9 protein-coding genes are annotated in these 12,480 nt (G+C 53.3%); all 9 read left to right on the top strand.

Annotation, left to right across the window (positions count from 1 at the left end):
- Window positions 1-18 precede the first annotated feature (18 nt).
- The 9 genes from F822_RS06840 to F822_RS06795 all read left to right on the top strand — a co-directional run bounded on the left by F822_RS06840 (window position 19) and on the right by F822_RS06795 (window position 12,312).
- Complete coding sequence (locus F822_RS06840; RefSeq protein ID WP_025041346.1) at window positions 19-1,716, top strand: putative porin; 1,698 nt, start codon at window positions 19-21, stop codon at window positions 1,714-1,716.
- Window positions 1,717-1,721: 5 nt separating this feature from the next.
- Window positions 1,722-2,552 carry a DNA repair protein gene (locus F822_RS06835; RefSeq protein ID WP_231623590.1) on the top strand — a complete coding sequence of 277 codons (831 nt, stop codon included), beginning with the start codon at window positions 1,722-1,724 and terminating at the stop codon, window positions 2,550-2,552.
- A 477-nt stretch (window positions 2,553-3,029) separates the two neighbouring features.
- On the top strand, window positions 3,030-3,593 hold the full coding sequence (locus F822_RS06825) for an anthranilate synthase component II (protein ID WP_025041343.1): 564 nt from the start codon (window positions 3,030-3,032) through the stop codon (window positions 3,591-3,593).
- A 65-nt stretch (window positions 3,594-3,658) separates the two neighbouring features.
- A complete protein-coding gene (gene trpD, locus F822_RS06820) occupies window positions 3,659-4,711 on the top strand; it encodes an anthranilate phosphoribosyltransferase (protein WP_025041342.1) in 1,053 nt (350 codons plus the stop codon).
- 3 nt (window positions 4,712-4,714) lie between these two features.
- On the top strand, window positions 4,715-5,554 hold the full coding sequence (gene trpC, locus F822_RS06815) for an indole-3-glycerol phosphate synthase TrpC (RefSeq protein ID WP_025041341.1): 840 nt from the start codon (window positions 4,715-4,717) through the stop codon (window positions 5,552-5,554).
- A 263-nt stretch (window positions 5,555-5,817) separates the two neighbouring features.
- The gene (locus F822_RS06810; protein WP_025041340.1) at window positions 5,818-7,083 is read left to right on the top strand and encodes a porin; all 1,266 of its coding nucleotides are present in this window, start codon (window positions 5,818-5,820) and stop codon (window positions 7,081-7,083) included.
- Window positions 7,084-7,583: 500 nt separating this feature from the next.
- Window positions 7,584-8,690 carry an adenosyl-hopene transferase HpnH gene (gene hpnH / locus F822_RS06805; protein WP_025041339.1) on the top strand — a complete coding sequence of 369 codons (1,107 nt, stop codon included), beginning with the start codon at window positions 7,584-7,586 and terminating at the stop codon, window positions 8,688-8,690.
- Between the two features lie 283 nt (window positions 8,691-8,973).
- Window positions 8,974-9,603: an HpnM family protein gene (locus F822_RS06800; RefSeq protein ID WP_051536708.1), complete on the top strand. Its 630-nt coding sequence runs from the start codon at window positions 8,974-8,976 to the stop codon at window positions 9,601-9,603.
- Window positions 9,604-9,654: 51 nt separating this feature from the next.
- Window positions 9,655-12,312, top strand: coding sequence for an MMPL family transporter (locus F822_RS06795; RefSeq protein ID WP_036576106.1), 2,658 nt, complete (start codon window positions 9,655-9,657; stop codon window positions 12,310-12,312).
- Window positions 12,313-12,480: the final 168 nt, after the last annotated feature.

The raw sequence follows: 12,480 nt of genomic DNA, 5'->3' as shown, positions 1-12,480 counted from the left end.
CTGGAGAAGAAAAATAAAATGAAGATCCTTATGATGCTCTCGGCTGCCGTCGTGATAGCGGTACTTGCGAGCGGCGCCCAGGCAAGAACCGAGGAGCGCCAGAAGGTCGAGATTCTGTATGAGACCACCTTGAATCTGATTCATCTTCTGGTTGAGCAAGGTGTGATCAAGCGAGAGGCGGCTAATGAAATGATCCGAAAGGCGGAAGAAAAAGCCAGGGTTGCGCAGCAAGCCCAGGAAAAAGCCTCACCACCCGCTGTCGAGGGACCGAAAAAGGGTGAGGTGCGCGTTACCTATGTGCCCGAACATATCAAGAAGGAAATTCGCGATGAATTGCGCGACGCGGTGGTGGGGCAAGCCAAGCAGGAAGGTTGGGGGGATGTGAATGTCGTACCCGAGTGGACTAGCCGCTTCAAGCTGGAAGGAGACATACGCCTGCGCGAACAGGCCGACTTTTACGCCAGTACCAATGCGCCCGCCGCTAATTTTCAGGCCATTGGCCAGCAGATCGACAACACCACCGAGGACAGCCTTCACCGCGAAAGGCTCCGCATGCGTCTCGGCATTAATGCCAATGTCACTCGTGGAGTGGATATGGGGTTGCGCTTGACCACCGGTAACATCAATGATCCGGCGACGACGGGGAGCACACTGGGGGGGCCGTTATCCATGGGATCTCCCACATCCACCCTTCAGACGCTGGGAACATTCAATAGTAAATTCGGCTTTGTGCTGGATCAGGCTTACCTCAAGCTCTCCCCCTGGGACTGGATCACGGTTAAAGGTGGACGTTTCCCCAATCCCTTTTTCGTCGGCACCGTGGGAGACGTATACACCGGCACCATCAGGGACGCGCCTCACACGATACCGACGGCCGGGGTCATACATACCGATCTGTTATGGGATGCCGACCTGAACTTTGAAGGTCTTGCGATCAATCTTCATCCCTGGCTCAAAGAAAACAGAACCATGAAACCGTTCCTCAACGCAGGGATATTTCCCTTGCAGCAAATCAACCAAAGCGAGACGGTCAAGGCTAAGGATAAGTGGTTCTACGGGGCTCAGGCGGGCGTGGAATGGATCCCGGACGACCTCGACACCAAAGTCAGGGTTGGAGCCGCTTATTACGACTATCGCAATATCAGCGGGGTCCGCAACCCGGCCTTCGGAGATACCCTGTTCAATCAGACGGCCACCCTGTTCCGGCAGAAAGGCAACAGCCTCTTTAACATCGATAACGATGGGGATCCCACCACCAACCTATGGGCCCTGGCAGCGGATTATCGCATCGCCAACGTCACCATGGTGGCTGACTACTCCCGATTCAAGCCCATCCACGTTGTTGGAACCGTGGACTATGCACGGAATGTGGGCTACAACCAGAACAAGATATTCACCCGTACCGGGCAGAATATCAAGCCGGAAACCGATGCTTATCAGATTCGCTTGACGGTTGGCTACCCTGTTATTTCGGAGCGGCACCAATGGCAGATCTTCGGCTTCTATCGTTATTCTGAACGGGACTCGATGCTGGATGCCTTTACGGATTCCAATTACCTTTTGGGCGGTACCAATCATAAGGGGTACACCATCCATGGTTTATACGGCGTGGCCCATAACACCTGGTTTGGACTTCGATATAACTCCTATAACCAGATCAGTGGCTTGCCGCTGGGCATCGACTCGATCAATCTGGATCTGAATGCCAGGTTCTAAAGTGCGTGACCGCCAGATGGACCGATACGGCGTTGTCATTGATGGGCATGGCGGATGTGGCGCGTTTTGCGGTGAGCTTAATACCTTTATTACGCGGCGTTTGTTTCATCGGCGATCATCGTTTCGTTGCAACCGGGAAAGGTTCCTGTATGAATAACCGTAAGACAGTGGGTTCGCGCTTGTTGTGCCAGGTAATAGCCGTCGCGCTTGTGGCGACCTCGTGGCCGTCCGACGTCATCGCTGCCAATGATAAGGATCAAAAAAAACAGAGGCAGGCGCTGCGACGCATGCAACAGCAATTAAGCGAGATCCAGCAGCAAAGATCGGCGTTGGACCAGGAGAAGACAGTGCTGGAGGAAACGTTAAAAAAAACTCGCGATGAAACTGAATCTCACAAGCGATCCGCCGCGAGTGTTGCCGCCAAAATCCCCCGTCTTGAAAAAGACCTCGATGCGGCAAGCACGGAAAGAAAGGAATTGCGCTCACAGCTTGATGAAGCAATCAAGCGGAATGAAGAATTATCCGGTCAACGGAATCAACTGGAACAGGACCTGAAGAATTCCACAACGGCGCTTGGGAAGCAAAACGACCAGAGGAAGCTCTGTGAAAAAAATAACGACGAGCTTTATCAAATAGGCCGGGAACTGGTCGATTGGTATGGCGGCAAGGGGGCCTTGAACGCCATCCTGGAGGCGGAACCTTTTACTCAGATCAAGCGCGCCGAAATGGAAAATCTGCTCGAAAACTATCGCGAAAAGATTGAAGACCAGCATTTGGAATTTCAATCAATCAAGGAGATTCCCGAGTACCTATCGCAAAAAAAGAGTTATGATTGATTCTGGCTCCAGCCGAATCGAAATCGCAACACAATAGAATCGTCAGGCTCGCTATCCGCGTATCGTGCCGATCGTCTGCGGCAACTCTTGTCTCAAATATCGGTGCCTGGAGCGCGAGGTTTTACCGGTAAGCGGGAGATCGCTGCGAGCGCATAAGCAGCATGAAAACGCAATCAACATGCATTGGCTTCAAATTGGCTGTCGCTGTGCCGTCGGCAGACCAGAGCCCCCCTCTTCAAAGAGCTCATGCGCGCGGCATTCCATTCTTCTGATTTTTCCTGCCCGGATATTTACTTCCCCAGCCGGCGCTGCAAGCCCCGAACTAACGATTTCAAGCGGCTGCGGCGTACGCAGCGTCGCGGCACAGATAACTTTCAACAAAGACGCGGTCCGAACGGGAGACTTGCCAACGCTCGCGGGCGACCCCCGCCGCAAGCACACACGGGTATAATGACCGATTTCATCGAAGTAAATCATATGCTGCTCATGATCGACAACTATGATTCTTTCACCTACAACCTGGTGCAGTATTTTGGCGAGCTGGGCGAGGAAGTGAGAGTGTTTCGCAATGATGAAATCACATTCGATGAAATTGCGCGGCTAAAGCCTGCGCGCATCGTGATTTCACCGGGCCCCTGCACGCCAGATGAAGCGGGCATATCGGTATCGTTGATTGAGCATTACAACAGTCAAGTTCCCATACTGGGCGTCTGCCTGGGTCACCAGAGCATAGGACAAGCTTTCGGCGGGAAAATCATCCACGCCAGACAACTCATGCATGGAAAAACTTCGCCTATCTTTCATAATGGCGTCGGCGTATTTCGTGATTTGCCAAACCCGTTCACCGCGACTCGCTATCATTCGCTGGTTATAGAACGCGAGAGCCTTCCGGAATGTCTTGAAATCACTGCATGGACTGAAGATGGGGAGATCATGGGCGTGCGCCATAAAACTCTCCCGGTCGAAGGCCTGCAGTTTCATCCGGAATCCATCCTCACCCAATACGGACACCAGTTGCTGGAAAACTTTCTGAGCCAGTAAGAGCTTTCTGAGCGACCCTGAAGAGGGCCATGTGAAGCTGACGCATTCCGGAAAAGGAAAGATTTATGAAGCCGCAAGAAGCGCTGGCCCGCATCATAGAACATCGTGAAATCTTTCACGATGAAATGCTTTCACTCATGCGGCAGATCATGCGTGGCGAGTTGTCACCCGCACTGATCGCCGCTATCGTCACCGGACTGCGGGTAAAGAAAGAAACCATTGGTGAAATCGCCGCCGCGGCACAGGTGATGCGCGAATTTGCTACCCGCGTGGAAGTGGCGGATAACCGGCATCTCGTGGATACATGCGGGACAGGAGGCGATGCCGCCCACACTTTCAATATTTCAACCACCGCGGCTTTTGTCGCGGCGGCTGCGGGTGCACGGGTCGCCAAGCACGGTGGGCGCTCCGTCTCCAGCAAATCGGGTAGCGCGGACGTGCTTGAGGCCCTTGGTGTCAACCTCAACCAGACCCCTGGTCAGGTAGCCGAAGACATAAAGGAAATCGGCCTCGGATTCATGTTCGCCCCCAATTTTCACAGCGCCATGAAACATGCCGCACCGGTGAGGCGTGATCTGGGCGTGCGTACCCTGTTTAATATCCTGGGGCCGCTGACCAATCCTGCCGGGGCAAGAAATCAGTTGCTGGGCGTATTTCATCCCGATCTCGTCGGTATATTGGTTCGGGTACTGCAGCGCCTGGGCAGCCGCCACGTGATGGTGGTCCACGGCAGAAATGGGCAAGGTGGATTGGATGAGATCACCATCGCCGGCGAAACCTGGGTAGGTGAACTCAGGCACGGCGAGGTGATTGAATATACTATCAAACCCGAAGATTTCGGCATGAGTACCGCTGCCATTGAGTCGATACAGGCACAAGATAGTATTCAATCCAGAAAGATGTTGCTGTCGGTGCTGGATAATCAGCCCGGCCCGGCGCGCGATGTCGTATTGCTCAACGCAGGCGCGGCGATCTACGTTGCCGGTGTAGCGGAATCACTGGAGCAAGGTTTGGAAAAAGCCCACGTCGCGATAGAGAGCGGTGCAGCCAAGGCAAAATTGCTGGAGCTGGTCGAATTCTCAAATCGTGAAAATCGGAATGAAGCTTCCCGAGTTTAGTCTATGGCCGACATTCTGCAAGAGATTTTAGCCGTCAAGCGGCAGGAGATCGCTGCCGCAAAGGCGGTGAGGCCGCTTGACGAATTGTATCGCGAAGCCGAGGCCGTGCCCCATCCCAGGGATTTTGCCGGGGCACTCCGCTATAAGATGGGTGCCGGGTTGCCGGCGGTCATTGCGGAAATCAAGAAAGCCAGCCCCAGCCGAGGTGTCTTGCGGGAGCAGTTCGACCCGGCTGCCATCGCGGCCACCTATGCGAGACATGGAGCAGCCTGTCTGTCGGTATTAACCGATAACCGGTTTTTCAGCGGTTGCGCGGAGTATTTAAGGCAGGCCAAGGCCGCTTGTGATCTGCCGGTATTGCGCAAGGATTTCATGCTGGATCAATATCAGGTGGTTGAGGCCCGCGCGATGGGAGCGGATTGCATCCTGGTTATCGTGGCGGCCTTCCGCAAGGCTTCTCTCATGACTGGAGAGTGCCGGCAAGAGACGGAAATAGTAGCTCGGATGCTCGAGCTTGAATCGCTCGCGCACGCGCTCGGCATGGGGGTGCTGGTTGAGGTGCATGACGGTGCAGAGCTGGAGCTCGCGTTGCAATTAAGTTCCTCCCTGATCGGCATCAACAATCGCAACCTGCATACGTTCGAAACTCGCCTGGACACTACGCTGCAATTGCTCGATCGCATTCCGCCCGAGCGCATTGTAATAACCGAAAGCGGCATACTCGTACCCGCCAATGTCGTGCTGATGCGCAATCATCAGGTCAATGCCTTTCTCGTGGGCGAAGCTTTCATGCGCGCCGATGATCCGGGAGCGGAGCTGGCGCGACTATTTGGGCAGGATTGACACACAAGTGTTACGGTTTACCATGCCCGAACCGGCGCTTACCTTTTACCTGGATCGCGAGCCGAACCTTTTTGTTGCAAAAAAGCAACACATACATCTTCCATACTTCGAAAGTCTCGTTATTTCCTTGCTAGCCGTTGCTACGTTAGGCACAATCTCTCAACCCTCTCATTCAGAGAGGTCCAAGCAGCGGGACACTACATCACCGAAATAGGGTCGGTGAGAGGCACCCCACCGTTTCAACTTTAAAGGAGATTTTCCATATGAAAAAGAAACTGATTGCACTGGCTGCTGCTGGTGCACTCGCGGCCCCGGTGGTTGCATCCGCTCAGGGGACGAACGTCACAATTTTTGGCCGGGTACAAGCTGAATACAGCCTCGTCGATTTTGCCAGCCAACCCAGCCAAGGATCGCTGCAAGACAACTCCCGCTCATCACGTTGGGGTCTGCATATTACCGAGGATCTCGGCAATGGATTCAGGGCAAATGCCCGTCTGGAAATGGGCTTGAACGCCGGTTCCGGCTCAGCCACCACACCTCGTGAGCAATGGGTGGGTCTTTCCAGCAACCAGTGGGGTGATGTCAAATTTGGCCGCGTTCAATCTCCCTTCAAGGACTTCGCCGGTGGTATGACCATTGATCCGTTTGCGTACACCACGCTGCAAGCCAACGGTGCCGGCGGTACCATGTCTGCTGGCGCCAACGGTATGGGCTCGGGTGCAAATGGCTTCGTCAACAGTGCCATCCGCTACGACTCGGCAACGATAGAGGGTTTCTCTTTTTCCGGCTTGCTTATGCCGGGTGATGCAAATACGCTCGATCCCCTGCAATCCGGCAGCCTGATAGCTGGTTTCGCTCCGGGCGGACTGGGCAGCCAAGGCAATACCGGTGGTAGAAACGGTGAGTTCGACGGCCAGGCTGCTGCCAAATATCATGTCGATTTCATGGGCATGGGGCTTGATATATTTGGTGGGTACTCCAGAGACAACGCCAATGGAACACAGAAGAGCATCGGTCTCAAGACAGAAGAAGTATGGCGGGTTGGTGGTGCATGGACTTGGGAAAACTTCAAGTTCAGCGGCCAATATGAAAATATCAACAACGCGCTCGGCTCCGCCACCTGTACCACAGCAGCCGCGCTGGTAGCGAACCCGCTCGACTCCGCTGGTAGCGGCACAGGGCAGTGCAATTCCGCAATGAACTGGGGCGGCGATGGCAACATCTGGTTCGCAGGCGCGCAATACAAGTGGGGCAACACCACTCTGGTGGCTCAGGGCGGTATGACCAAGGCCCACGCAGGCGGCGTCAATAACTCAGCAGCACGCAAAGCCGATAGCTTTACGGTAGGTGCAATCCACAATCTGAGCAAGCGCACGAGCGTGTTTGGTGGTTATCAGCATGTATACGTGAGCAACCCGAATGGTTCAGATGCAAATAACCTCGGTACCTCTACTGTCAGCTATGCTGCCCCCAGCTATGCAACAGGTAGTCGTGCTACCTACACGATTGGTATCCGTCACAATTTTTAATTGAAACGAACCAATTGAAAATGGGGCGCCTAGGCGCCCCATTTTTTTCCTTCTTTTATGGAATCGGCTCCCCCCCTGAAAATCGAAGCGGAAGGGGATCGAGCATAGCGCAAAACCGCCGTTACGTCCGCGTTGAGGGTTGTTCGGAGCCTCATTAGACCCTGAAAATGTTGTGTGTTTAGTTTGAAAAATATCCGTGCTAATATGCTGTTGTAACAAGAATGTAAGCGAAAAAAATGACTGGAACCTGATCTGTCGCAGGGCGCTTCGATGTAGCGGAATGAACAGCTTTTTGACCCAGAATGCATGATGGGCCAGGGGTTGGAAACCGGAGCACCGGCGAGCAGCTTGCAAGTATGCAAGAGTGGAATATGGGATCGTCCGGAGATCAGAACGTATTCTGACTATCAAGTTCGGCATGGGAAAATAACAGAAAAAACTGGGCACTTACTGCCTGTGGCTATCAATCGGTTTTATACAAGTTTTTGGAGGGTTTACTCATGGGAGTTCCTTTACGTCAACAAATAGCTGTAGGCACTTATCTGCTCAAGCAAAAGTTGAAAGGGGTAAAAAAATATCCTATGGTTCTGATGCTGGAGCCTCTGTTTCGTTGCAATTTGGCTTGTGCAGGCTGCGGTAAAATAGACTATCCGGACCACATCCTGGACCAGCGGCTTTCTGTTGAACAATGCATGGAGGCGGTTGATGAGTGCGGCGCGCCAATGGTATCCATTCCCGGGGGGGAGCCGCTGATACATAAGGAAATGCCGCAAATTGTCGCGGGTATCATTGCGCGGAAGAAGTATATTTACCTGTGCACGAATGCGCTCCTGTTGAAAAAAAAGATGGACGACTATACGCCGTCGCCTTATCTGACTTTTTCAATCCATCTGGATGGCCTGAAGGAGCGGCATGATGCCTCGGTTTGCCAGGATGGTGTTTTTGACCGGGCAGTTGAAGCCATAAAAATGGCAGTGGCAAGAGGGTTCAGGGTCACCGTAAACTGTACCCTATTCCAGGGCGAGACGCCCGAGGATGTTGCCGAGTTTCTTGATTATGCCATGGAGCTAGGTATCGAAGGCGCAACCATCGCGCCGGGATTCAGCTATGAACGCGCCCCGAGACAGGACATCTTTATCAAGGGGAAGGATACCAAGAATCTATTTCGAGGTATCTTCAAGTTGGGCAAGACGCGGAACTGGAAATTGAATCATTCCTCGCTTTATCTTGATTTTCTTGCAGGTAACCAGAATTATCAGTGTACCCCCTGGGGCAATCCGACGCGCAACGTGTTCGGATGGCAAAAACCTTGCTACTTATTGTCGGATGAAGGATATGCGTCCAGTTTTCAGGAACTGCTGGAGGACACCCCGTGGGAAAAATACGGTAACAGCAGCAATCCCAAGTGTGCCCAGTGCATGGCCCATTGTGGCTATGAGGCGACCGCCGTTGAAGATATGTTGCAGCATCCGGTGAAGGCATTACTCACCTCCCTCAGGGGTCCAAGAACCACTGGTCCGATGGTGGCTGAATCCACACCTAAATGGGCGTCCGAAAAACTGAAATCTCCAGCAACGCTCGCTGGAATTCCTGTTAAGGTGGAATGATAAACCAGGGTTATTGTCGTGCCCTTAAAGCCCGCAAGCCGGCTTTAAGGGCACCGGAAACCCGGTTTCCTCATGATGACTCGCTGTCCACAATGAGTCCATGGGGCGTGGCCTTTATCGACGCTTGTGACTCCCGGCCTTAAACAGATGGGGCAGCCATGGCAGGTTTAATCCAGTCATGGTAGCGCCCAGCCCATCGGGTATAACGTTTGGCCGACTGATCAGGCCTCACTTCGGCGCTACGGCGTATAGCGCGATTAGCGTTGCTATAAAGGTTGTCAATATGAAAATCCTGCGCGCCATTACGTCCGCTTTGAAATTTCAGGTGATAGCAGTCATGTTGCTGGCTGCGCCTGTATCCTGGGCCGAGACCCAGGATGCCTCCAGTCCGGAACAGGTAGTGAATGACCTGCACGAGTCGCTTATCAAGGCGATGCGAGAAGGGCCGAAACTCGGATATGAAGGTCGCTATGAATTGCTGGCCCCTGTTATTGATCGCACCCACGATCTTGATTTTATTGCCCGCACTACGCTAGGGGCCAACTGGACTCAATTGGATGCCGAGCAACAGCGCACGTTCAAGGACATTTTTCGAAAGCTCAGCATTGGCACCTACGTAGGTTGGTTCAGAAGTTACGAAGGTGAGCGGTTCGAATTTATAGAGCAACAATCGATGCCGCGGGATCAGATAATGGTACGCAGCAAGCTGTTTTTACCGACCGGCGAGCCCGTACGTTTCGACTATATCCTCCGGAATGGAAAGGATGGATGGCGCATTGTCAACGTCCTGGCTGACGGCGTCAGCGATCTCGCACTGAAACGGGTCGAGTACCGTGCTATCCTCCAGCGTGATGGTTTCGCGACACTCATCGACATGCTCAAGAAAAAGATCATCCTGACCGAGCAAGGTTAAAAAAACCTGGGCAGCACCGAGGATTGATCGTCCTAAATTGCTTCCTCAAGGATGGCCACACCAATCAAAGCTTCTCACAGCCGCATATACGACATCTTCGCGCGCTGGTCCACACTCTCTTACCAATACGCCGCCTGGATTCTTCTAGGGGCTTTGTTGGTCACTGTCGTGTGCGGATTATATGTTTCGCGTAACCTCGGTATAAACACCGATACCACGGACATGCTCTCGGAGCATCTGCCGTTTCGCGTCAATATGAAGCACTACAACGAGACGTTCCCGCAGGACATGGAAACCCTGCTGGTGGTGCTGGACGCCCCCACGCCCGAGCAGGTATATCTGGCAACCGAACGTCTTGCCGCACAGCTTAAAAAAGATACTGCCAGTTTTTACGATGTCTACACGCCTAACGTGGACGTTTTTTTTGAGCGTAACGGCTTGCTCTACGAAAGTATTCCCGAGCTGGAACAAATCACCGATCGCTTGGCCGCGGCACAGCCGCTCATAGCGCATATCTCCGAAAACCCCACCTTATCATCTTTTGCTTCCGTGCTTACCCGAGCGGTGGACGAGTTGCGCGAGGGACGCAGCATGGAGCTTCAACCCGTGCTGAACGGGATAAGCGCAACTTTTGACGCACGGCTCAATGGATCGCCCCGGGCCTTATCGTGGCAATCACTGTTCAATGGAGAACCGCAGAAGAATAATTACCAGCAGTTGATCGTAGTTAAACCGAAACTTGATTACACGCAGCTATCACCGGCGGAGCAGTCCATCGCAGCCCTTTATGCAGCAGCAAAAGATGTCGGCGTGTCGGAAAATGGACCGGTTCGGTTGCGAATTACCGGCGAGGTAGCGCTGGCTGAGGAGGAGCTCAACAGCTCGTTGCGCGGAATGGAGTATGCCGGAATCATCACATTTGTAATGGTCGCCATCGTGCTCTACTTCGCGATGCATAATGCGGGACTGATAATTAATGTGCTCGTTTGCCTGACGATGGGTTTGCTTCTTACCGCGGCGTTCGCCACTGCGGTGGTTGGTCACCTGAATCTGATCTCTATCGCGTTTGCAGTGCTCTATATCGGCCTGGGGGCCGATTTTGCCATCCATTTTCTGCTCCGATATCGTGAGATCCTGGAAAGCGGTACTTCGCCGGCCGAAGCCATGCACCTGTCCGGTGGCGATGCCGGGGCGGCACTGACCGCGTGTACGATCACCAACGCCATCGGTTTTTACGCATTCATGCCTACCGATTATAGTGGAGTCGCGGAATTGGGGATCATTTCCGGTACCGGTATGGTGATCAGTCTGCTCGTTACCCTTACCATAGGGCCCGCTCTGCTACGTTATTTTCCCAGGAAGTTGTCAACGAAAGCCACCACAAAGAGCTCAGTGGGGAAAGTGCTTGAGCTATCCCTGAAGTGGCACAAGTTGACTTATGCCGTCACTTTCGTCGCTTTGGTTGCTGCTCTTGCAATACTGCCTCGGGTAACATTTGACTATAACCTGCTGAATATGCAAGCGCAGAATGGAGAAGCGATACGGACATTCAAGGAACTTCTTCTGGACGTCGACAATTCCCCCTGGCATGCGACCGCATTGGCCCGCGATCGAAAAGAAGCAGAACGTCTGGCGCAGCAGCTGGCCAAGCTTCCTGAAGTGACCAAGGTGGTTACCATCTTCGATCTGGTGCCAGCAGAGCAGGAAGAGAAACTTTCGCTTATCGAGGAAATGGCTCTTACGATGGGACCGATAACGAATACAACGCAGGCTCGGCCGATGGGCGGTGAAGCCCAGGTAAATCAACGTAAATCGTTGGATACACTGGTCGCCGCATTGGATCGATTTATCGCCGAGCGTTCCGATCATCCCGCATTGGCAAGTGTTCGTGCTCTCAAAGCATCTCTTACCGCTCTGCTTGTCCGACTCGATGCGGCGAGTGCCGACGAGAGGAGTCACTTGCTGCAATCAGCGGAGGCCGATCTTCTGACTACACTGCCCTCCGCTTTGCAGAGCTTGCGGATTGCTACCGAAGCTGTCCCATTTGGCATGAAGGACCTGCCGGAATCGCTAAGCAGCCGGTGGGAAAGCCGCTCGGGCGAGTACCGGATCGCGGTCTATCCGGCTGAAGATCTTAACGACAACGATGCATTGCGGCGTTTTGTGCGTTCGGTGCAACAAGTCGCGCCGAACGCCACAGGGGCGCCCATGGTGAGCCTTGAAGCAGGTGAGGCAGTGGTGCAGGCATTTATCCAGGCATTTCTACTGGCGCTGGCGGGGATTGTCATCGCACTGCTGATAATATTACGCAGCATGAAATATACCCTGCTGGTGCTGACCCCGCTTTTGCTGTCCAGTTTATTCACTGCCGCGTTCACCGTCGTGTTGAATGTACCGTTCAATTTTGCAAATATCATTGCTTTGCCGCTATTGCTTGGCCTCGGTATCGACAGTAGCCTGCACATGGTGCACCGAAGCCTGAATAACGAGATGGTGAGCGAAGTCTTGATCCACACCAGTACCGCAAGGGCTATTTTCTATAGTGCTTTGACTGCACTGGTCGATTTCGCAAGCCTCATGTTTTCGTCGCATGAAGGTACCGCCAGTATGGGAATAATGCTTACCGTAGGACTGACTTTTACGCTCCTCTGCACCTTGGTAATACTGCCGATCTTATTGAAGGCGCCCGCCCAAAGCATCAAGGTATGATCAAACCTGACGTCGCTGCGAATGAGTCCGGGAATGAGGATGAAGGGGTTGAGAGACCGGTTACCGCCTCTGCCCGGCGGACTTATTCTCCCTTTGTTTACGTAAGCGAAGTTATGCGCTAAATTGTCATTTATTGTTTATACTCCCGACTTGGAGCGACCGCTGCAT

The sequence above is a fragment of the Nitrosospira briensis C-128 genome, assembly GCF_000619905.2.
GTDB lineage: Bacteria > Pseudomonadota > Gammaproteobacteria > Burkholderiales > Nitrosomonadaceae > Nitrosospira > Nitrosospira briensis.
The sequence above is the reverse complement of the archived record's forward strand: the minus strand, read 5'-3'. Positions and strand labels throughout refer to the sequence as shown.